Source organism: Fulvivirga sp. AWR4_260, assembly GCF_056158185.1.
On sequence record NZ_JBSWSU010000015.1, the window covers coordinates 1,284,590 to 1,307,557 of the forward strand.

The following is a 22,968-nucleotide window of genomic DNA, read 5'->3' on the forward strand; positions in this document are numbered from 1 at the left end:
ATATTGCAATACATTGAATTTTTTTCGTCTAATTATTATTAGACGAGTATCTTAGTCTATCTAAATTTCATATTCATGAGTAATTTCAAATTCAAAATCACGGCAGTTAAAATACTTTTTGGTCTTATTATTTCTGGCCTTGCTTTTTCTTGTAAGGATGATGATTCTTCAACAACTATTGATAGAACTAATGGGGCTTCTCGAGCAGAATTGACTACAGATTCAATATTTTTATATGCAAAGGAAATTTATTTTTGGAATGAAGATTTACCTGAGTACGATGATTTTGCACCTCGCAAATACATAACCTCAGAAGATGAGATTGATTATCTGGCTGATGAAATTTATGGTATAAGTAAATATGCGCTTAACCCTGCAACAGGAACTTCTTATGAATATCTGGCTGATGCTAACTATCCCAAATACTCATTTATAGAGGATAATTTAAGTGCTTCATCACAGTTAGGTGCTGTGGCTGTTAATTATTTAGATGGCCAAGATGAAGGGTTTGGTGTATCATTAGCTGCAATAGCTATCAATGATATTAGAGTTAAATACGTAACTACTGGATCCCCAGCCTATAAAGCAGGTCTACAAAGAGGTGATAAATTACTGGAAATTAATGGAAGAACTATACAAACTACTGAGTCTGATATCGACTATGTAAACAATACTTTTCAAGACAATTCATTATCTATGAAAGTTGAAAAGGCTGATAAGTCAGAGGTGACAGTTAACCTCACTCAAACCACTTACGATGTTAATCCGGTATTTAAAGATGCTGTAATAGAGGCTGGAGACAACAAGGTAGGGTATCTGGCCTACGATATGTTTTCATCTTTAGATAATTCTAAAGAGGTTTTAACCTCAGCTTTTTCCAAATTTGCAGCATCTCAGGTGAAAGATTTGATAGTAGATTTGAGGTATAATGGAGGGGGCTATGTGGCTACTGCAGATTTTTTAATCAATAATATCATTCCCGAAAGGCTTACAGGAAGTGTAATGTACACTGAGCACTTTAATGAACAAATGCGAACTGGCAATGCTACTATTCTGAAAAATCAAATTTATACCGACAGCAATGGTGATCCAGTAAAGGTAGGAGGGCGAAATGCTACTTATTTTGATATTGATTATTCCGATGCTAAGAATTTGACAAAATTCGAAAAAACTGGTCCGCTGCAAACCGTGGAAAATGTGTATTTTATTATCACTGGAGAAACTGCTTCTTCTAGTGAATTAGTCATAAATACTTTACAACCTTATATGAATGTTACACTTATTGGCTCTACTTCATATGGTAAGCCGGTAGGTTTTTTTGGGATTAACATTGATAAGTATACTATGTATATTCCTAATTTTGAAACTATCAATTCAAATGGAGAAGGTCAATATTATTCAGGATTTACTCCAGATGTAACCACTGCTGATGATCCTACTCATGATTTTGCAGACCCTGATGAAGCTTGTATTGCACAGGCTATAGCCATCATTAACGGTACATACGATCCTAACTCAAGAAATGCTAGAGCAAATGCTGATAAGCTAGTGGATATAACCTTTGCTAATAGATTTAATGGAATGATAGAAGATAGAAGCAGATGGAAGTAGTATGTGATTTTTTAGTAGATATTTGTGTTTTTTGGTTTTTGTGATTTTCTTTACTTTTATTATCAATAAAGTAATTAAGTTGTGAAATCCTTTAAGTTATTAGTTTTTATTTTTACTTGCTTCTTTTCAAGTATTGTGTCTTATGCTCAGAATGATCATTCTCCATTTCATATAGCTCCTCAGTTAGCTTTTAATACTTCTTGGTTTAATAGTAGAGTTGGACCATTTGGGACTGATGATAGGTATGACGAATTTGTAAGAATAAGTCCATTGATTGGGGTGAAATTACGTTACCAGATTAATGAGGTTATTTCATTTGAACCAGAAGTAAATTACAGCTTGAGAGGTGGATCTTATAGAATGGAGAATAGTAGTGTATTTTACGTTGGTGGTAATGGAGATGAAAAGGCTTATTATTTTAAAAATCACAGGTTGAATTATCTCGAAATTCCTTTATTGTTAGCTGTCAATTTTTCAAAACTTTTTAATAGAGAACTTGATGATTATAGGTTGCAGGTACGATTAAGCGCAGGATTAGCTCCTTCTATTAATACTGAGTCTAACATAAGATATAATGGCTTTGAAAAAGGTTCTGGAAATGGTTATATAGTGGATGTAGAAGAAAGTTATGAAGTTGAGCAATTTGATTATGCTGAGCAATTTGTATCCAATTATGTAGTCAATTTGGCTTTTGACTGGAATAGTATGTTTGTTAATCTTAAATACACACAGACTACAAACAATGTTTATCAACCTTCATTTTTGTCTGGAGATAATATGACCACTAAAATGTCAACGATTGCCATCGGTTGCGGCTACTTATTTAATCTTTAAATTCGAAATTTTTAATAGATAATAAGCTCGGTAAATATTACTGAGCTTTTTTTATTACTTTCAATTTGGATACTATTCTTTACAATCTAGCTACTTTTTCTGGTTAATAGGTACGCAACTTTGTATTCAAAAAAAGGAATAATGGGATACAATTTAAAAGATAAGGTTGTTGTAATAACGGGGGCAAGTAGTGGAATTGGTAAAGCTATAGCCATAACGTTAGTTCAGTGCAGGGCAAAAGTAGTACTTGGGGCTAGAAGGGAAGAAAGGCTTATAGCATTAGTTGACCAATTGTCTAAAGAAGGAGGCGAAGCTTCTTTTTTAATAATGGATGTTACAAAACGGAGTGATTTAAATGACCTTGTAGACTTAGCAGTAAAGAAATATGGTCGATTAGATGCTATAGTCAATAATGCAGGCGTGGCCAATATATCTCGTATAGATGAGTTGGATGTAGAGGGGTGGGAGGCAATGATTGATGTTAATTTAAAAGGAGTATTGTATGGGATGGCTGCTTCCATTGCAGTCTTTAAAAAACAGGGGGCAGGGCATATTGTTAATGTGATATCTACTTCAGGTATAAAAATAGTGCCTACCCAAGGAGTATACGCTGCTACAAAAAATGCTGTAAGAACTTTAGGCGAAGCTTTTAGGCAAGAGTCTGATGGAAAAATCAGGATTACAGGTGTTTCTCCTGGTTTTGTAAATACCGAATTGGTAAATGTGGGAGGTAATAAGGAAATACAGGAAATGATGGATAAGATAGCCATTAAGCCTGAAGCTATTGCTGAAACTGTTGCTTTTGCTTTAGCACAGCCTAAAGATGTAGAGGTCGGTGACTTGGTAGTAAGGCCAGCAGTTCAAAATTGATAATATTTATTCTATGGAAGGTAAAGCAAAGGTTTATTCATTTGATAATATTTCTGAGTTAATGGCTCACCTTAATCAGCCTAAACCTTTGCATCCACTTATAGCGCTTATTGATCATGATGCTAATGAAATTGAACTGGCAGAGGCAGGAAGTCAATACACACTTAATTTTTATAAGGTATCATTTAAGAAGGTTTTTTCCGGCCACGTAAACTATGGGTTAGGATATTATGATTTTAAAGAGGGAGGATTAGCCTTTTTGGCTCCTAATCAAGTGGTGACCATTACTGCTGACAAGATTAATTATGAGGGTTATTCTCTGTATGTACATCCTGATTTAATAGAAGCTTACCCTTTAGGAAATGCAATCCATAAATTTGGTTTTTTTTCCTATGCTGTTTCTGAAGCACTTTTTGTTTCAGAAAAGGAAAAAATGATATTAGAATCCCTCTTTTTGGCCATTGATGAGGAATTGAAGAATAATATAGATCAATTTAGTAATGATGTATTGGTATCTCAACTAGAGCTTCTTTTTAATCATAGTAATCGATTTTACAACAGACAATTTTTGACAAGAAAGTCAGCACATCATAAATTAATTCATCAATTAGATCAGTATCTTACCAACTATTTTAATGCTAATGTAGCACTGCAAAAAGGCCTACCATCAGTTGTGTCTATAGCCGATAAGCTAGGCGTTTCTGTGCAGTATCTGAGTGATATGTTGCGTACTTTAACGGGCTTAAATACTCAGCAATATATTCAAAATAAGATGATCGAAAAGGCTAAGACCTTACTTTCTACTACTCATATGTCGGTGGCAGAGGTGGCTTACCAGTTAGGGTTTGAGCACCCTCAGTCATTTCATAAAATTTTTAAAAGAAAGACAAATAGTTCACCTTTATCATTTAGGCAATCGGTTATTCATAAGAAAAATAATGGTTAGAGCTTTTATATTTACTAACCTTGACTTGTTCGGTATTAGCTATTAAATGAAAATTAAGCTCATTTGTACCCGCACTTAATGCTGTTATGGAAGATCTCTTAAAATTTTACTTGGATAAAGATGAACCCAATAAAAGTTGTTTATTGAGTTTGCGTCAATTGATATTAAAGAGCTTTGCTGCCTTAAAAGAAACGAGAAAATATGGAATGCCTTGCTTCTGTATTGAGAATAAACCACTTTTTTATTTGTGGGTAGACCGTAAAACTCAGTGTCCTTATATACTTTTTGTGGACGGAGGCAAACTTCAATATGACGTGCTAGAACAGGGTAAACGAGCCAAAATGAAGGTGCTGAGTGTGAACCCACATGAAGACTTACCTGTGGGTTTGATTAATGATATTTTGGCAGAAGCTATTGCCATCTATAAAAGGGGCAATTAATGAGGGTGACAGATGTATTTTAACTTGTACTTAATCCCTTTCTAATCTGGTTTTAATATACGAGGTATACATTTGGGCTAAGAGGATGGTGAAAACCGTTTTTCGTAAACTTTGTTAAATTCATTTTTGAAAACCTGAAGTGCGGGTTGGGCTGCACTTCGGTTTTTTCACAAAGAGCGGCCAACCTTCCCCCCAGAAGGCTGACTTTTCTTCGTGAATCATCATTCTCAAAATACATAAAAACCAAACTATATTTATCTTTAATAAATCTGATGATTTATTGAATTCATATCCGGGAAGCTCTTCCCTGCTTTTTTACTTGCTAATAAAGAGAAGGCCTCACTTATTAGTACATTTAATCTGTTTTCATTATCACTGAATAATGCCTCATAACTCTGGCTTTTATTTGGTGATTCGGTATAGTTAATAAAAGCCCTTTTTGATTTATGAATTCGCATTTCAATCCTTTTTAGAATTAGTGCTATTCTTGGATCATCAATATGTTTTTTTAGCTTATTTTTTTCTTGAACGTGCTTTACATATTGCGAATGATACTTGATATATGCGGCTTTATTTTTTAAGTAAGTATTCGCTTTGAAGTTGAGATTGGCCAACGATTTTATTTCGCGGCTTTGTAGGTTATCACAGCTAGTATAGCTTTCATACTGATAGCCTAATATTATACCTTTGTTTCGTATGCTCACATCATCAATAAAGGTTGATAGTTGAGTAAATAGAACTTCAGCATTATGAAAATTTAAGGTTATGTCATTTCCGCCACGTGTAAACGCAAATGGCGTGAATCCATAACTTTTGCATAAAACTTGAATTGCAGTTAGTACATCTCTCGTATATCCGCCCTTTAGATACTTCATGCTAAATGAAGAATCAAACTCATCGCAACATGCCTCATTGCTCCATTTCTTATGCAAAATCACTAGAATGTCTCCACCTGTTACTACTCCATTAATAAACTTCTGGCCGTATGTTGGCTCAAAGTTTCTTCTTATAGTATCGCAGGCCGTTGAATTAAGCTCGGGATAAGTGCTTAAAATGGAAACTGGGTTTAATACCGTAAGTTTTAGCAGCAGAGTGGTGCTGCTGGTGTTTATTTTTATTGCGTTTAGAACACTGTTAGGTATTTTATTGGTGTTTATTAAGAGTCTTTTGTTTAAGTCTAGGTGGGTAGAGGTAAATGATTTAAGCTCTTTCTTGGTAATTATTTTTCTTATACAATATTTGACACGCGTGCCTCCACAGCTTGGTTTGCTGGCGCTGAAAGGGTTGGTGGTAATGGCTGCATCTTTTACCGTATTATTATAGATATCCAGCCCTTTTCCCAAAAGCTGACTTTGCTGTTTTGAAATAGCACTTTGCCACTGGTTAGCCTGAATGTCCATAAAATGTTGGTTTTGGTTTCAGATAAATGATATCATAAATATCATAACATTATGTGGAAGTTTATTACAGCATTTTGGTGATTATGATGAATACTGCATTTGCAGTATTTCTAATCCTTGTAATTATAAATTATATTAAAAAAATTTTATAATTTGAATTAATGTATAAAATTATGATGTACAAGTCATTAAAATTTATTTAATAAATCTAATTTCTATAGTTATGGCAGAATTGAATATTTATTTACAATTGGATACCAGTGGGTTAAAAAGTTATTTGGAAGAATCAGCAGCTGGAGGTAAGGAGCCAGATCCTGATGTTATTTTACAGTATACAGTCCTGTTTGATCAGAATACTATGGTAGAAGGAATAGCAATTAAAAATCACCTCATAAATTTAGCGCTGTATGATGAAGTGAATTTTACGGTATTGCCAGCTGACTTAGCTAGTGACACAGTGGTTACTTTTGACTATACGGCTAACAGTAACGGGCTACCATATACGTTGAGTTCAGGAATTTCAAAATTAAAAATGACAGAAAATGCGGCAGCTTCTTTTAGTTGTCTTGCTGATGGTGCTATTGATGATGCCGACTTAAAATTTAATGCCAAAATAAAATATTTGAATTCTGATACTTACCCCATTATAATAGATCCAAAATTGCGTATTGACTCTAATGAATGATTGAAGTATTAAGATTTTATGAAAAGATTCTGTTAACAAATGGAATCTTTTTTGTTTTAGTCAGAGTATGGTGAGTTGATTTTATGTTTTTAATGATGTTGGATGATGGAATGAGCAGTAGGCTTATTGAATTTACAGTAATTATCACTTCATTTATTTATATATACTCCTTAAATTAAGCTTTGAAACGGCATTCTTTCCACAATAATAGAAGGCTTAATCATAACCATAACCAACCTGACATTATCATGCAACATAACATTTTTATTCAGATTGACACTGAAAAGGTGCTTTCTAAAATTAAATCTTTGCCCGAAACGGATGATTTTTTAACAGTGACCGAATACTCTGTACTCTACAATCAAGGGGCTATGGTGCTGGGGACAGCCGTTAAAGATTACTTACTGAAATTTACTATAGGTGATGTTATTAATTTTTGCGTAATACCGGGCGAGTTGTATGCTATTTCCTCCATTAATTTTTGCTGTCATGAGGGCAAGCCTTTTAAATGCAAAAGAGAGGGTGTTTTGAAAGTGGAATCAATAACGGATGTTTCTTTTCAATGTAAGGCTGAAGAAAGGTTGACGATTAAAGAGGATATTGTATTTTACTTTGAGTTACAACATCCCGAAATGAATGAATTGAAAAGATATAAAATTAAGATAGATCCCAAACTAAGAATTGATTCCAATTAATTTAATGAGTAAAAAAAAATTACTTGTCCTAGTTGGTATTTTGTTTAGCTGTAATGTATTCTCTCAAGATGTAACCAAAGCTGATAGTCTTAAAAATATTTTGTATAACAAGGATGAACTTGCTGATTCTATAAGTTATGAATTGCTTTTTTTATTAATTGAATATTCTCCTACGCCTTCCGATATAATAAAATATAGCGATGAATATTTGGCAAACAAAGCATCTCTTGATGAGGCAAATGTAATAAAGGTTCAAATAAAAAAGGGACTAGCTTATAGAATGTTAGGTGATTTGAAAAATTCACTTACTAACTTATTTAAAGCGGTTGATATTAGCCTTAAATATAATAGACCTCTGATTTTAGCAGAAGCTTATTCTGAAATTGCTAATACGTATTCTAGTAATAATGATTTGAAAAATTCCTTATTATTTGGTAATAAGGCTATTACAATTTTTGATAAGCATGGAAAGCAGCATCCGTTAGCTATTAATTTATTAAATAACGGGTATACCTATTATTTGATGGATAAATATGATTCGGCACTAATTTATTATGCAAGGTCAGAGCGGCTTTTTGAAAAGTTACAAAAGAAGGTTGGTATTGCTTATTGTATAGGTAATAAGGCGTTAGTGCATTGGAAACAGGGACTTAGGGAGCAAGCTATTGCTGAATTAAATGATGCTATCGAAAAGTTGATGCCATATGGCGACCAATTTGGGATTTCTGATTTTCATAATCAGCTAGGAAGCATTTATTTAGAAATTAATGATGTAGACAAGGCAATACATCATACTGAGACGGGGCTGTCTATAGCAGACTCGGCAGGTTTGAAGGAGCAGGTGAGGGATGCAGCGCTTGTATTGAGTAAGCTGTATGAAAATAAACTGGGTGATTATGAAAAGGCCTTAAACTATTATAAACAATATTTGTCCTATAAAGATAGTATTCAAAATGCTGAAACTACTAGGGAGATTGCGGATTTACGGACTGCCTATGAAGTAGGTTTACGAGAAAAGGAAATTAGCCTATTAGAAAAGGATAAATACTTGCAAAAGATATATATAGGTATCGCTATTATTTTAATGGTTCTTTTCATTGTTTTATTTCTCTTGAATAGGCAGAGATTAAAAAATCATAGGCTTACTGCTGAGGTGGAGCGCGAAAATCATAATAAGCAGGTGCAGGCTTTACTCCAAAAACACGAAAAGAATACCTTGGAGTCAATGATTGTAGGGAGAGAGAATGAAAGGCGGAGGATTGCTGGTGAACTTCATAATCATTTGGGTAATTTATTAGCCACTATTAAGGTCAATGTGAGTAACGTAGCATCAGGAAGTTTTAACAATATAGAAAAGCTTGAAGGCATGGTAGATCAGGCTTATAATGATGTTAGAAACTTATCTCATTCGTTAAATATGGGAGTATCTGAAGATTTTGGTTTAGAAGTGGCTCTAGCTGAGCTCACCGACCATCTTGCCATGAATAATAAGTTGCAGGTTGAGTTTACCTCTGCTTTAAATGATTGCAAAATTAGCTTTGAGCACGAAATTGTTATATATAGACTAATTCAGGAACTGGTAAGTAATATTCTGAAATATGCCAAGGCTTCTCAAATGTCTATTATGCTTACTTGTTATGGTGATGATGGCTTGGTTAATATTATGGTAAGTGATAATGGAGTAGGTTTTGACGTAAAAAAAATCTCTAAACGAAATAATGGAATGGGGCTTTCTTCAATGAGGGATTTAATTGCTCGTTTAAACGGTAGTTTTGAGTTGGATACTTACATAGGAAGAGGTACTACTGTAATTATAGATTTGCCGGTACATATAGTTAGTTAATATATGATTAAAGTTTTAATGATAGATGACCATCATCTGTTTGCAGAGGGTGTTAAGTCCATGTTTCAGCCTAATGACGGCATGCAGGTAGTGGCGCATACGGTTAATGGAAATGAGGCTCCTGCCATAATTGAAGCCCTGTCTATAGATGTGATACTGATGGATGTGGATATGCCTATTCTGGATGGGTTGTCAACTATGGACTTGTTAAAACGAAAAGGTATAAATGTGCCTATATTGATGCTAACCATGCATCAATCTATGAAACAAATTAAAGGTGCATTGGAAAAAGGCGCACAGGGTTATATTATAAAAGCAGCATCTAAAGAGGAGCTAAAAAGAGCCATTACTTGTGTGTTTAGGAGAGAAAATTATTTCCATGATAAAATCAGTAATCAGGTTTTTGACTACATGCGTGGAGCAAAAACTAAAACTGATAATGATATTTTGTCTCATAGAGAAAAAGAAATAATCTCTTGCCTTGCAAAAGGTCTAAATAGTAAAGCTATTGCAGATCAACTTTATATAAGCGAAAACACCGTTCGTACGCATAGGCGCAATATCATGCATAAACTACAAGTGAATACCTCTGCTGAGTTGGTGCGCTATGCTATGGAAAAAGGAATTATTGAAGTATAATTCTCATTTAGTGTAAAAGTTTAATTTTTCTTGCATGGCTTTCTGGGCTAATAATTCCCAACTTCATTGCTGCAGTCTATTTAAATGCTATTAAGTGTTTGAAATACTTTTAATTTATTGTCTTTTTTTACATCATTATAGAATTTTGAGAATATCAAACGATTGAATTATGAGATAATCTTATAGAGTGAAATGAAATATTTTTGTATTTTAGACAGCTCTACGCTAAATAAATCTATAAAACGATACTAGCATTGCTTATTGGGTAGCTCTTATTAAAAGCATTTATTTAGTGTCACATTATTCATTTTGATTTAAAAATTACATGATGGACTTTTATAAAGAAGGTAAAAATAGCTCTGTTGGTGATGTTCAAATTAATTATAATGATAGCCTATTAACGGGTGTAAACATCTATGGTGATGGAGATGCACTACATATTAAATCTACGAATTCGGGAGAAGGAAAAATTTATAGTATAGAAGGGAAATTTGTGACACTTCTGAAATATAATAGAGGAACCACAAAATATTACGGGTTGAAAAAAGGTTTTTATACCTTGAATCAATTTCAATTCTATATCAATTAAAAACACTCAAAAAAACAGTATAAGAGTAAGTTACATCACTTTTAGTGCGTAGTCAGGTTAAAATTTAAATTAGTGTTTGGCGTGTTTTGCACGATTGTTATCAATTAATTTGTTTTTTAAGGTAGAACCTGACTAATCCGATGCTGTTAAAGGCCACTTTTAGGTGGCCTTTCTTATTTATTTTATGCTATTGATGATTGAGGTTATTTCGCTAGTATCATTAACAATGTAATCAGCATTATACTTTTTTAGATCTTCGAGGGCACCATGTCCATAAGTTACTCCTATTGTCACCATTTTCATGTTTTTTCCTCCTATCATATCAAACTTGGTGTCACCAATCATAATACATTCATGGGCATGTAAATTATTGTTGGTTATCACATATTCGATAATTTCAGTCTTGTCTTTTCGTGTGTTATCGAGGTTGCTACCCACCATGTCTGTAAAATAGCTGTCGAGGTTAAAATGCTGAATAATTGCTTTGGCATAAATAGTAGGTTTTGATGTGGCCAAAAACAATCGGTATCCTAATTTATGAAGCGTTTTGATTAATTGCTCTACGCCAGGGTATAAGGTGTTTTGAAAAATGCCCTTTTCCGTATAATATTCTCTGTAAAAGGTGACTGCCTCATTGGCTTTTTCGGTGTCTAGATCATATCTATTCTGGAAAGAATCAATTAAAGGAGGGCCAATGAAGGAGCTGAATGAGGAGGTGTCGTTATCCACTATACCCATTTTGTCTAGGGCATATAGTATTGAATTAAAAATTCCCTCTTTTGATTCTATAATAGTACCGTCTAGGTCAAAAAGAACATTTTTTATTTTCAGCATGTAAGTATCAGTTAAAAAATCAAAACTACTTTATAAAGTGGCTAATTCATAATGATACCTGTTGGGTTTCCGTTTGGTTATATTTCAGGGTGACATCGGCAGTAATGCTTGGGCTTTTGGTTTGAGCGGATTAAACTTTGCACTACTTCTACTTCGTGTGAAAACCCACTATACTCCACTAGTATTTCTACAAAAGATAAAATTATATGCTTTATTGTAATTGACATTGAAATGTAATTTGAAAATTAAAGCAAAGAACATCTTATACGAAAGTATTCTCAATGGAGTAATGAAGGTGAACGTTGTATTAATTGAGGTTTTTAGAATTTACATTATTGAAAATCAAATGATAATATTGTTAACCTTTTAAATGAGGGTGTCATTTTTAATATTAAAGCAATAGTATTGTAAAGGATATAAATTAATAAATATGAAAAGTGTTTCAGTATTTTGCGGATCCAGTTTAGGAGAATCTGACGTTTATAGATCACAGGCCTTCGCATTGGGGCAAGCCTTGGCAGAAAATGGAATAGATTTAATATATGGAGGAGCCAAAGTGGGGCTTATGGGGGCTGTAGCAGATGGTGCGTTGAGTAAAGCAGGAAAAGTGATAGGCGTAATCCCTGAATTTTTAAAAACTAAAGAAATTGCACATGAAGGTCTAACTGAGTTGATTACAGTGGAAAGTATGCATGAGCGTAAAATTAAGATGAGTGATTTGTGTGAGGGGGTAATAGCTATGCCAGGTGGTTTTGGAACTATGGAGGAGCTTTTTGAGATGCTAACATGGGGGCAGTTGGGCTTGCATAAAAAGCCAATGGCATTATTTAATATTGATGGTTTTTATAATGCTTTAAGTTCTTTTATTCAAAAGATGGTAGACGATGGTTTTCTGAAAGAAATGAATCAAAAGATGTTGCTGATGAGTGATGATATAAAAGATTTACTTGATAAAATGGAGCATTATAAAGCGCCTGAGGTAGGGAAGTGGATTACAAAAGAGAGAACGTAGAAAAAAGGCCTTGAGATCAAGGCCTTTAGTATTATTTCTTTAATGTAAGCTTTTGTGTTTTAACGTCATCACTATTGGTTCCAATCATGATTTCGAATTCTCCTGCATCAGATACAAACTCTAAATCAGGGTTATAGTATTTTAACATTTCTTCTGTAATGGTGAACTCAATAGTTTTGGTTTCTCCTGCTTTTATCAATACCTTTTTGAATCCTTTAAGCTCTTTGAGCGGCCTAGATATACTGGCTACAAGGTCTCTGATATACAGCTGTACTATTTCTTCTCCATCTACTTTTCCTGAATTGGTAACAGTAATTGAGGCTTTAATACTACCATTAGCATTGATTTCATTGCTGCTTAGTTTCAAGTCTCCATAGGTAAATGTTGTATAGCTTAAACCGTACCCGAATGGATAAAGAGGTGCGTTTTTCTCATCCAAATAGTTGCTTCTGAATTTTTCAAAACCATTATCAGAGGCAGGGCGACCCGTTAAAAGATGGTTGTAATACAATGGAATTTGACCTACACTTCTGGGGAAGGTCGCTACCAATTTTCCGCTAGGGTTTACATCACCAAAAAGCACATCACCTATGGCATAGGCCGCTTCACTTCCTCCAAACCAAACATTTAAAATAGCAGGTACATTTTCCTTTTCCCAAGTTAACGTAAGTGGACGACCAGTGAACAATACTAATACCACCGGTTTACCTGTTTTTAATAGTTCTGCTAATAATTTTTGCTGTACAGCAGGTATGCCTATGCTGGTTTTGCTGCTAGATTCACCGCTCATTTCTGAAGACTCGCCAATAGCTGCAACTATTACATCTGCATTTTTTGCTATTTCTAAAGCTTCATTTCTTAGCTCTTCTTCGCTTCGGTTATCACGACCTAGTTCTCGGCCAAACATGGTAGCATCTTTTTCTAATTTCTCATCTCTAGTTAAATTAGACCCTTTAGCATACACTATTTGTGTGTCTTTTCCTACGATAGATTGTAAACCTTCAACTAAAGAGGCCGGCTTATCCAATTTGGCAGCCACACTCCATGTACCCACCATATTTGATTTGGTGTTAGCTAATGGGCCAACTACGGCAATAGTTTGTTTTTGGTCTTTATTTAATGGGAGAATGTCTCCTTCATTTTTTAAAAGCACAAAGCTTTTGCTTGCAATTTCTCTGGCAATGGCCCTGTTTTCTTTGCTAAAGATTTCTTTCTTAGCTCTTTTAGCGTCACAGAACTTATAAGGGTCATCAAATAAACCAAGCTTATATTTAGCCTCTAATATTCTTCTACAGGCTTTGTTTACCTGATCTTCAGAAACAGTACCTTCTTTAATCAGTGTTTCTAAATTGTTTAAAAAGCCTTCACTAACCATGTCCATGTCTAAGCCAGCATTCATCGCTAATTCAGATGCGTGCTTATAGTCTCCTAATCCGTGATTAACTATTTCTCCAACACCACCATAATCAGCAACAACAAAGCCTTCGAAATTCCACTGGTCTCTAAGCACGTCAGTTAGTAGCCACTTATTAGCATGAGAAGGTACTCCATTCACTGTGTTGAAAGAAGCCATTACACTACCCACGCCAGCTTCTACAGCAGCTTTGTATGGGTTTAGGTAGTAATTATACATTCCTACTTTACTCATGTCTACTGTATTATAATCTCTGCCAGCTTCTGCAGCACCATATAGTGCGAAATGTTTAACACAAGCTAGAATGTTGGTTTTTTCTGAATATAGATTTTCTTTTCCCTGATACCCGTAAATCATGGCCTTAGCCACTTCTCCTCCCAAATATGGGTCTTCACCACTACCTTCAGAAATACGGCCCCATCTCGGGTCTCTTGAAATATCTACCATAGGGCTGAAGGTCCAGTTGATACCATCAGCACTGGCCTCTGATGCTGCTACTTGTGCAGATTTTTCAATAGCTGCCATATCCCAGCTACAGGCTAGGCCAAGAGGAATAGGGAAAATAGTCTCATAGCCATGGATAACGTCCATGCCGAATAATAAAGGGATCTTCATACGACTTTCCGTCAGGGCAATTTTCTGGATGTCTTTAATTTTATCTCCACCTTTAATGTTGAACATTCCCCCAACTTCACCTTTCTTTATTCTATCGGCTATATGGCTGTTTGCGCCTAAGCCTGTGATAATATCTCCTTCACTAGGTAAGTTAAGCTGACCAATCTTTTCACGAAGGGTCATTTTTTCCATAAGGTCGTTGATAAACTTATCCATTTTTTCATTTTTGCCATCTTGTGCAAAGAGAGAGGTCGATGCGAAAAGTAGCATAACAGCAAAAAGTAGTTTTTTCATGTAGATTGTAGATTTTTAGTAAAACTGTATTTGACAATAAAGATATAATTATAATTCCTATTCTAGGCATAATGGCCGTTTGCCTCATGTTTGATGAAACTAAAATGCATGCTTGGAAGAAATGAACTGAGCAATATTTTTTCTATTGAGTGAATAGTTTGAGATATACCTTGATGTAAAATTTACCCTTGATTTTTGAAGTATTTACCGCTGTAAAATGCTTCAGTCTATTGATAAGTCAATGAGTGTTTGTTTAAGGTGAGTGAACCATCTGATCGTATGTTTTATCGATATGAATTGGGCGTTATATGAGCTACTCAATTTTAAGATGTTTAATTTTCAATAAGTCCGTGGAGTGTTAATGCTATTTATTATTATTTATCACCTTTCATGCATCTTGTCAAAAGGCATCAAAAAAGATATGGCAGCAGGAAATACCAGCAAAACGGAGACCTTCAAATCCAACTCTCCTTTAGTTAAAAACTTTAAACTGGCTGACGATATACTCATCCCATACCTTGTGGGTGATAAATTTGGCTACTGAGATAAAGATAAAAACATAGTGTTAGCTCTTCAGTGGGATTATGTAACAGCCTTTAATGATGATCTTGCCGGAGTAGCTTTAGAAAATAATGGTTTGGTTTCGGTGGCATTAATGAATAAAAAAAGGGAGCTACTTGCTGAATATGAATATGCTACTATAATACCTTTTAGAGATGGAGTCAAAGTGACCCCAGTGAAAGCCATAGGTGGCTTTTGGGGTATTATGGAAAGAGAAGGTAAGCTTACTAGTAGATTGTATGTATAATGAGCTTTATCCTTTACAAAAATTAGGGTTATGTCAAGTGCGTATAGGAAGAGATTGGGGTATTATAGATGCTTCAGGTGAAATCATTTATCCAGTAGAAAACAAAAAGATTTTTTATTACGGTGATGATGAGCTGACAGGTGTTAAAACCCATGAAGGTAAATATGGTTTTGTCAATGTGAAGGGTGATATAGTTATTCCATTTCAGTATGATGGTACTTCACAATTTATGGACGGAATAGCTTATGTTGAACTTGAGGATAGTGAATTTATTATCAATAATAAGAATGAGGTTATCTACGACCTGAGTAAGTATGATCTTGCTGTCTTGGACGACCCAGCTGTTGTAATAATTTATAAAGAGAATGGTAGTTATAGTTACTTGTCGGGACTGTTAGATTTTATAAACGATAAAGTTCTTTTGCCGATGAAATACCCAAATATTTCTAGGTTTCACTATGGTTATGCATCTATTCAAATGCCACAAGATGATTTGAAGCATGCAATGAAAGTTGGAGTGGTTGATGTAAGTGGCAATATTGTTGTTGAACCAATTTACGATGATATGTTCACGCATAACAAAGGTGTTTTTATAAGCTGGAAAGAGCATAAACGTTTTTTATTGGACTATGATGGTAATGTTCTTTACGTTACTAATAATTATATAGCCTCATTTGAGAACTCCGAAACTAAGGGTTTGTTTATCGAAGATACTGGCGCTGCAGATAGATATTTAATAGGCGTAGTAGATGAATTTGGTAACCCTGTTATCCCTGTTAAATATAACAATATGGATAATGATGGTTTTACAGATGAGGGTATTATTAGCATGAAAATGGATGGGAAGGATTATTATATAGATTTATTAGGGAATGAATATGTAAATTAATAATTTAATTGATATGTAATTATATTATTAAATTGTTTTATTTATTCTTAATACATAAGTCTATGTTGTTGTTTTTATCTATAGCAATTCTGGTGATTCTTCTATTACTTATCACCAGTTATAATAATCTGGTACGGAGAAGAAATAGGGTTAAATCATCTTTTAGCACCGTTGATGTAATGCTTAAAAAGCGTTATGATCTAATTCCTAATCTGGTAGCGGCAGTGAAGAATTTTATGCATCATGAGAAAAATCTGTTTGCTGAAATAACATTAATTAGAGAACAATTGAATGGCTTGCCTGCAAAATCAGATCAAAGAGCACAGGTTGAAAATAAGTTAAGTCAGCTCACGAGCCAGTTGAAAATATCTATGGAGGCCTATCCTGAAATTAAATCAGATCAAAATGTTCGTCACTTACAGCTTTCGCTGAATGACCTAGAAGAACAGATTTCTGCAGCGCGTAGAGTATATAATAATAGTGTTCGTGAATATAACAATAGTACGGAGACCTTTCCTTCTTCTATTATCGCCTCTATGTTTGGCTTTAGCCCAGAGACCTTTTTTGAAATAGATCCGATAGAAAGACAAAATGTAAGTGTAGGTAATTTATTCTCGTCATAGTTAAGTAAGCATGGAAATATCTAATTTAAAACAAGAACTAGAGGAAAGGGTAGGTAGAGTAGAAAAGGCGCGAAGTCGTAAATACACGATTCATAAAATATTCAAAAAATTTATCGCTCTTTTTAAATTTGTTTTTATTCTTTCGTTTCTGAGCTGCTATATAATGGTAGCTTTTCCGTTTCTGTTTGCTGTTCTTTGGCCAGTAATTGTGGTAGCTGTAGTCTCAGGTGGGGCATTTTTATTGTTAGAAGCGTATGATCCTGCTAATTCTTATCGAAAGTACTTTAAAGAGGAAATTGTAGGGTGGCTGATGCATCAAATAAATGAGAGTTATGATTATAACCCTGATGATAAAATTCCAGAGGAAGAAGTTACAAAATCTAATGTTTTTAAAGAAAAGCTAGACTTGTATCGAGGAGAAGATCATGTAAAGGGGGAGATAGAGGGTGTAGCTGTAGAATTTTGTGAAGGTCAATTTTACGTAGATAAAGAAACTGTAGGAAGCTTCTTTATGTCCCTTTTGGAGGATATAATGGGGTTTTTGTTGAAGCTGGTTTTATGGCCACTTTTATTGTTATCTGGAGGGAACACAGAAGTTCTTGATGAAGAGGAGGAGGAGGGGTCTCATAATTACATCATGTTTTTTGGAGGGTTGATAATGAAGGCGGATTTTAATAGAAGGCATAATGGGAACTTACACATATTACCGGCTTCAAAAGTTAGAAAGGGCTTATTGAAAACCGATTTTTATCATGGTAAAAAATTTATTGAAATGGATGATCCTCACTTTAACGAGACCTATGCAGTATATACTTCAGGGGAGTTAGAGGCTCATTATGTGTTGTCGACCAGCCTAATGGAAAAGTTGATGAGTTTAAATGCCTTGGCTAAATCTGATGTTTATTTCAGCTTGATGGAAGGGAAGTTGTATTTGGCTATCGACTGGGGAAAAGATTTGTTTGAAAGTCATATCAGTAAGCCCATTACCAGTGCGCAAGACATGGCTTACATAGTGGATCAAATTAATTTTTTCGAATATTTAGTGAGGCATTTATCCTTAGAAAGGAATATTTGGAAGTAGTAAGCACATCAGATGCTAATATTTCAATCCTAATTAATTTATAATTAAGTAAATATTGTATTTATTTAATTGTAAAAGTATTGTAATTGAATGTAAATAATATTGTTAATTCCTGTTAAGCATTTAAAATAAGTCTTTTTAAGTACAGGCATTAGCAAAAGTTAGCAATGATTTTTTACTAATAATACAATATGGCTACTGTAGTCCTTGGGCTTGACACCAGAAACAAAAAAGCGAAAGATTATCCACTAGTATTAAAGGTTTCGTATGGTGAAGTCCAATTGTGCGCTTGAATTTTGTTAGCCCTAGTTATTTATTATTACATCAAGCTTAATATTCAACTTGTCAAATCCAAAGCAAATACTAGCATTTGCTTTAGAAATGGAGGTATACGGATTATTATTTGTCGTTTTTAGTATGCTGCAATGTCCTGCATGAGGAGATGTTTTGTTTTTTTGTATCAACTGGGCTGGTTCTGAATACAATGGCGAAAAATATGGCAAAAATTACGTATGCACCTGTTAATGCGATCATAATTTTTGAATCTTCGGAATTATTAAAAACGCAATTTCACTACAGCAACCCTTGTTTTGGCTACAGACAAGATACATAGAAGCAAGACCTTTGTATCATCAAATAAAAGAAAGATGTCAAACAAAATTGAAAAAACAGCACTCGTAACAGGTGCCAACAAAGGGATTGGGTATCAAATAGCCAAAGCTTTATCAGAGAATGGATATAGGGTTTATCTAGGATCTAGAACTGTAGCAAATGGAACAAAAGCAGCAGCGGAAATCGGAGGAAATACAAAAGCCATTCAATTGGATATTACAAATACTGAATCCGTAGCAGCAGCCGTAGCAACCATCAATCAAGAAGCAGGTTCTTTGGATTTATTGGTCAATAACGCTGCTATTTCCAACACTGGGCTCAACGGGCGCTCATTAGAGCAAATTTTTGCCGATCAAATGCCTTCCGTTGCTTCTATTGAAGAATTGAAAACGGTCTGGCATACCAATGTTTTTAGTACGTTGGCAGTTACACAGGCTTTTCTACCGCTATTGAGAAAAGCAGAAAAAGCAAGAATTGTAACGGTAACAAGTGGTTTAAGTTCATTAACTTTAAATGCTAACCCAGAAAATCCGTTTCGATTTGGTTTCGATGCCGTGTATTCGGTTTCTAAAACCGCGTTGAATGGCCTTATGCTTTCCCTTTCCATCGAACTAGAGAAAGATAACATAAAAGTTCACTTGGTAAGTCCAGGGTTTACTGCGACAGATTTGAATAATTTTCAAGGTACCGATACATTGGAGTTTGGATCACGAGAGCCGATACGAGTTGCCTTATCAGAAGACTTGCCAACGGGAAGTTTTACGGCTCCAGAAAATTTTGCAGGTCCGCAATTAACGCTTCCTTGGTAGAATTTTTAACCAAACAGAGTCTGTCTTATGGTATAGACTCTGTTTTACTTGAAAAATGATAATGAAAAAGCGAAACGAAAATATTTCCAGATATCGTTCTATCACAGAGATTCACAAGGTATATAACTTACCCAAACCGAAACATCCATTGATCAGCCTCATACGTTTCGATGAAAATAATCCGTTCAACCTCAGCAATATTCCCAGATATGATGTCATCGATTTTTATAAAATAGCGTTCTCGAAGAATAGTATTGGGCGTTTAAAATACGGACAAGATTATTATGATTTTGATGAAGGAACTTTACTTTTCACGGCTCCCAATCAGCTGGTGGGCGAGATTGAATACGAAGGCGATATTTATGGGTATATTTTATTTGTGCATCCTGATTTATTTCTAGGTTATCCTTTAGCAAAAAACGTCAAAGATTTTGGTTTTTTCTCGTATTCGGTAAATGAAGCTTTGCACGTTTCTGATAATGAAAAAGAAGTCTTGTTATCGGTTTTTCGCATTATCGATACCGAACTAAATAACCGTGTGGATGAGTTTAGTCAAGGTGTTCTGATTGCCCAATTGGAGCTTTTGCTCAACTATGCCAATCGTTTTTATAAAAGACAATTCATTACTCGAAAAGTAGTACACCACGATGTTTTGGATAAACTAGAATCAATCTTGGATCACTCTTTCAGTTCTGAAAACACTTTAAATAATGGCATTCCCACTGTTCAATATTTGGCAAACCAAATGCATTTAACACCCGGATATTTAGGCGATTTATTGCGTTCGCTTATTGGGCTGAATGTGCAACAATACATACATCTCAAACTCATCGAGAAAGCCAAAGAACGACTTTCAACCACCGACTTAACCGTTTCAGAAATCGCTTATGAACTTGGATTTGAGCACTCGCAATCCTTTAGCAAACTATTCAAACAAAAAACCAATCAAAGTCCGCTGGAGTTTCGAGCCGGGTTTGCTTATACAGGCACAGCGTGACGTGCGTGTTTCTCGCTGAACTTTGCGAAGGACAACTTACTACTCATAACTCTATTGGACTAGCTACAAAATATGGAACAAAAAATATCAAGCTGTTTTGTTATAAATTAATTTTAATGCTTTTTCTAGTGGTGTCATATAGCCTAGTGCAGAATGTGGCCTCTGATGATTGTACCAGACAATATATTGTCTATACTATATCAAGCATGTAAATAATTGCAGAACTTTAACCTGTTTAACCATTCGTATTAGATTGATTTAAAGAAACCTTCAGCTACTGCATTATTCCAATACTTACCTCTTCTGCTCATAGCTATTACGCGACAAAAGGTGCCGGATCTTATTAGAGGCATACTGCACCCCTCTATCTGAATGGAAAATCAATTTGCCATTTTCAAATCTAATCATTGACGAACTCTCTTTTTTAGTACCACCTAAGGTAGAGACTCCAAGCTAGCAAAGAGTCAGTTGGGCGCATTCGTGCTAGCGATTGTGTGTGCCCAGCATGGGCATATGGTATCTAAGATACCAAATTATTCCAGAGGGTGAAAGTCCCTTATGCGCGGGAGTCGTGTCCCGAAGCATTAGCAAGTCGCAAGGTGGTTTGCCGTGAGGCATGTACTAAAGTAAGACAGACTGCAAAGTCCTGTTTTCAGTACTACCATTACCGTATCACGACTAAGAAAGAAAGGTTATAAAAGTATGCTGGATTATTACCTGAAACTTCAACCCGAGATTCAATGAACCGCGTAGTGCGAGACCCGTACGCTACGTGGTGTGTGAGGCGCATCGTGGGCTTACAGCTCACGGCCGTCTGCACGATTAGTTGCTTTTTGCTTTAAGTTCAAAGATGTATTCTCCTGTGTTTTCTGAAGTGTCTGTTGCCGTCAATTTAAGCATAAGGGGTTCCTTAGTGTTCCATTTCCCATTTAAAATGAGCTTTCCATTATCAAATTCCATCCATTCTGGAATTGCTGAATCATTTTCCAGGGTTAGTTGAAATGACAACTTCTCGTCATCTACATCTTTAAAGATATCTTTAGGAAAATGCAGTTCAAATTCTTCGTCATATCTAATTGAAGCATCTATTTGGGGGTTGTAGGCGTACGGAGAAAACACTGATTTAGTGCTTACCCAGTAAATATCAGAATCATAAAATGCCTGTTCATTTTCTTGGGTTACGCTTGTTCTGCTAAAGAAAAGAAACTTATTGTCTGGTGAAACGAATGGTCGTTGCTCAATTTCTTCACCGTTTATTAGTAAGCTCAATCTTTTAGGAACCGTCCATGCACCTTTCTTGGTGCGGTAACTGATAAATAAGTCGTGTTTAGATTTAGAATCGTATTTCCATGCTTGAACAATGATATAGTTTTCGTCAGGAGACAAAAACAAACTTTCTTCATCGGCCGGTGAACTTAAAATATCTGATTTTTGAACTTTGGAGTAGACACCAGATTCAAGTTGAGTATAATAAATATCACCGCAACATTGGTACTGATCATCTCGGTTCGATGTAAAATAGAAAGATCCACTTTTTGATTTGCCGTGCCCAGCCTCTCTTTCTGAGGAGTTGATTATGGAATCCAAAGGTTGAGGGTTAACGGCATTTTTGTCAACATACTCTGCAACCCATAAATCGGTAGGTGATTTATCAACAGATTTGACAAAATAGAGTTCCTTTCCGGATGGCGAGAACATCGGGAAAAACGTGTTTATGTTATCGGGGAGAAATGATTTTTTTGGTGATGTCCATTTCTCATTGTTGTAGTTCATCAGGTAAATACAGGTCTTTTCAGGGTTTGATTCATCAGCAACTCCAAAAGCCATGCTTTTGCCATCCGGAGAAATTGTGAAACCCATATCGAACCTACCTTTGACCGATACAACATCTTTTCCAAAGACTTGAGGAATGCTGTCAGGAGTTTCTTGTTCTAAGTAAGTAATATTTGGTGCTTCTGTATGCTTCTTAGGCGAGCATGAGAAAGACAATATTAAAAGAAAGGATATATAGAAGTATTGATTCATATTAAGGTTCATTTGAAATATGCGGCAATTGCAACTAACGGTCCGCATAAGATGTCGTAGCTCACGTTAGGAAACTATGCATTTTATACGGTGTGTGTGCCCAGCATGGGCATATGGTATCTAAGATGCCAAATTATTCCATAGGGTGAAAGTCCCTTGTGTGCGGAAGTCGTGTCCCGAAGTATTAGCAAGTCGCAAGGTGGTTTGTCGTGAGGCATGCACTGAAGTAAGCCAGACTGCAAAGTCCTGTTCTCAGAACTACCATTACCGTATCACAACTGAGAAAGAAAGGTTATAAAAGCATGCTGGATTATTACCTCAAACTTCAACCAGAGATTCAATGAACCGCGTAGTACGAGACCCGTACGCTACGTGGTGTGTGAGGCGCACCGTGGGCTTAAAG

The 22,968-nt window shown here is 35.2% G+C and carries 21 protein-coding genes and 3 pseudogenes; 19 read left to right on the forward strand and 5 right to left on the reverse strand.

All coding sequences use genetic code 11. The annotated features are described in order from the left end of the window. Positions 1-75 precede the first annotated feature (75 nt). From ACXACQ_RS12025 to ACXACQ_RS12050, 6 genes and pseudogenes are all read left to right on the forward strand, one after another. Positions 76-714: pseudogene (locus ACXACQ_RS12025) on the forward strand (PDZ domain-containing protein); the annotation flags it as partial. Next, on the forward strand, positions 697-1,611 hold the full coding sequence (locus tag ACXACQ_RS12030) for a S41 family peptidase (RefSeq protein ID WP_474978476.1): 915 nt from the start codon (positions 697-699) through the stop codon (positions 1,609-1,611). The pseudogene ACXACQ_RS12025 and the gene ACXACQ_RS12030, both read left to right, overlap by 18 nt. An 81-nt stretch (positions 1,612-1,692) precedes the next feature. Continuing rightward, entirely contained in the window at positions 1,693-2,445 is a 753-nt protein-coding gene (locus tag ACXACQ_RS12035) for an outer membrane beta-barrel protein (RefSeq protein WP_474976192.1), read from the forward strand. Between the two features lie 141 nt (positions 2,446-2,586). Then, entirely contained in the window at positions 2,587-3,315 is a 729-nt protein-coding gene (locus tag ACXACQ_RS12040; RefSeq protein WP_474976193.1) for an SDR family oxidoreductase, read from the forward strand. A 13-nt stretch (positions 3,316-3,328) separates the two neighbouring features. Beyond that, a complete protein-coding gene (locus ACXACQ_RS12045) occupies positions 3,329-4,261 on the forward strand; it encodes a helix-turn-helix domain-containing protein (RefSeq protein WP_474976194.1) in 933 nt (310 codons plus the stop codon). An 86-nt stretch (positions 4,262-4,347) separates the two neighbouring features. After that, entirely contained in the window at positions 4,348-4,701 is a 354-nt protein-coding gene (locus ACXACQ_RS12050) for a DUF1801 domain-containing protein (RefSeq protein WP_474976195.1), read from the forward strand. A 260-nt stretch (positions 4,702-4,961) separates the two neighbouring features. Here the strand turns inward: ACXACQ_RS12050 and ACXACQ_RS12055 are convergent, their stop codons facing one another. Next, on the reverse strand, positions 4,962-6,101 hold the full coding sequence (locus ACXACQ_RS12055) for a hypothetical protein (RefSeq protein WP_474976196.1): 1,140 nt from the start codon (positions 6,099-6,101) through the stop codon (positions 4,962-4,964). Between the two features lie 223 nt (positions 6,102-6,324). Here ACXACQ_RS12055 and ACXACQ_RS12060 point away from each other — a divergent pair, with 223 nt between their 5' ends. From ACXACQ_RS12060 to ACXACQ_RS12080, 5 genes are all read left to right on the forward strand, one after another. Further along, positions 6,325-6,786 (forward strand): hypothetical protein, encoded by a 462-nt coding sequence (locus ACXACQ_RS12060; RefSeq protein ID WP_474976197.1) that lies wholly within the window; start codon positions 6,325-6,327, stop codon positions 6,784-6,786. A gap of 248 nt (positions 6,787-7,034) precedes the next feature. Next, positions 7,035-7,481 (forward strand): hypothetical protein, encoded by a 447-nt coding sequence (locus tag ACXACQ_RS12065; RefSeq protein WP_474976198.1) that lies wholly within the window; start codon positions 7,035-7,037, stop codon positions 7,479-7,481. Between the two features lie 4 nt (positions 7,482-7,485). After that, complete coding sequence (locus ACXACQ_RS12070; RefSeq protein ID WP_474976199.1) at positions 7,486-9,324, forward strand: tetratricopeptide repeat-containing sensor histidine kinase; 1,839 nt, start codon at positions 7,486-7,488, stop codon at positions 9,322-9,324. Between the two features lie 3 nt (positions 9,325-9,327). Then, positions 9,328-9,963 carry a response regulator gene (locus ACXACQ_RS12075; RefSeq protein ID WP_474976200.1) on the forward strand — a complete coding sequence of 212 codons (636 nt, stop codon included), beginning with the start codon at positions 9,328-9,330 and terminating at the stop codon, positions 9,961-9,963. Positions 9,964-10,288: 325 nt separating this feature from the next. After that, the gene (locus ACXACQ_RS12080) at positions 10,289-10,552 is read left to right on the forward strand and encodes a hypothetical protein (protein ID WP_474976201.1); all 264 of its coding nucleotides are present in this window, start codon (positions 10,289-10,291) and stop codon (positions 10,550-10,552) included. Between the two features lie 177 nt (positions 10,553-10,729). Here ACXACQ_RS12080 and ACXACQ_RS12085 read toward each other — a convergent pair whose 3' ends face one another. Further along, positions 10,730-11,386 carry an HAD-IA family hydrolase gene (locus ACXACQ_RS12085; RefSeq protein WP_474976202.1) on the reverse strand — a complete coding sequence of 219 codons (657 nt, stop codon included), beginning with the start codon at positions 11,384-11,386 and terminating at the stop codon, positions 10,730-10,732. Between the two features lie 430 nt (positions 11,387-11,816). On the opposite strand from ACXACQ_RS12085, the gene ACXACQ_RS12090 reads away from it, so the two are divergent. Beyond that, a complete protein-coding gene (locus tag ACXACQ_RS12090; RefSeq protein ID WP_474976203.1) occupies positions 11,817-12,398 on the forward strand; it encodes an LOG family protein in 582 nt (193 codons plus the stop codon). 31 nt (positions 12,399-12,429) lie between these two features. Here the strand turns inward: ACXACQ_RS12090 and bglX are convergent, their stop codons facing one another. After that, entirely contained in the window at positions 12,430-14,721 is a 2,292-nt protein-coding gene (bglX, locus tag ACXACQ_RS12095; protein WP_474976204.1) for a beta-glucosidase BglX, read from the reverse strand. A 421-nt stretch (positions 14,722-15,142) separates the two neighbouring features. Here bglX and ACXACQ_RS12100 point away from each other — a divergent pair, with 421 nt between their 5' ends. The 7 genes and pseudogenes from ACXACQ_RS12100 to ACXACQ_RS12130 all read left to right on the forward strand — a co-directional run bounded on the left by ACXACQ_RS12100 (position 15,143) and on the right by ACXACQ_RS12130 (position 20,540). Continuing rightward, positions 15,143-15,265: a hypothetical protein gene (locus ACXACQ_RS12100; RefSeq protein ID WP_474976205.1), complete on the forward strand. Its 123-nt coding sequence runs from the start codon at positions 15,143-15,145 to the stop codon at positions 15,263-15,265. A 12-nt stretch (positions 15,266-15,277) separates the two neighbouring features. Beyond that, positions 15,278-15,529: pseudogene (locus ACXACQ_RS12105) on the forward strand (WG repeat-containing protein); the annotation flags it as partial. Between the two features lie 37 nt (positions 15,530-15,566). Further along, positions 15,567-16,418: a WG repeat-containing protein gene (locus ACXACQ_RS12110; protein WP_474976206.1), complete on the forward strand. Its 852-nt coding sequence runs from the start codon at positions 15,567-15,569 to the stop codon at positions 16,416-16,418. A gap of 62 nt (positions 16,419-16,480) precedes the next feature. Beyond that, the gene (locus ACXACQ_RS12115; RefSeq protein ID WP_474976207.1) at positions 16,481-17,041 is read left to right on the forward strand and encodes a LemA family protein; all 561 of its coding nucleotides are present in this window, start codon (positions 16,481-16,483) and stop codon (positions 17,039-17,041) included. A 10-nt stretch (positions 17,042-17,051) separates the two neighbouring features. Then, on the forward strand, positions 17,052-18,122 hold the full coding sequence (locus ACXACQ_RS12120; protein ID WP_474976208.1) for a DUF3137 domain-containing protein: 1,071 nt from the start codon (positions 17,052-17,054) through the stop codon (positions 18,120-18,122). Between the two features lie 647 nt (positions 18,123-18,769). After that, positions 18,770-19,543, forward strand: coding sequence for an SDR family NAD(P)-dependent oxidoreductase (locus ACXACQ_RS12125; RefSeq protein ID WP_474976209.1), 774 nt, complete (start codon positions 18,770-18,772; stop codon positions 19,541-19,543). A gap of 61 nt (positions 19,544-19,604) precedes the next feature. After that, complete coding sequence (locus tag ACXACQ_RS12130; protein ID WP_474976210.1) at positions 19,605-20,540, forward strand: helix-turn-helix domain-containing protein; 936 nt, start codon at positions 19,605-19,607, stop codon at positions 20,538-20,540. Positions 20,541-20,627: 87 nt separating this feature from the next. Here ACXACQ_RS12130 and ACXACQ_RS12135 read toward each other — a convergent pair. Together ACXACQ_RS12135 and ACXACQ_RS12140 are read right to left on the reverse strand one after the other, a co-directional pair. Then, positions 20,628-20,726: pseudogene (locus tag ACXACQ_RS12135) on the reverse strand (integrase core domain-containing protein); the annotation flags it as partial. 636 nt (positions 20,727-21,362) lie between these two features. After that, positions 21,363-22,565, reverse strand: coding sequence for a hypothetical protein (locus ACXACQ_RS12140; RefSeq protein WP_474976211.1), 1,203 nt, complete (start codon positions 22,563-22,565; stop codon positions 21,363-21,365). Positions 22,566-22,968 lie beyond the last annotated feature (403 nt).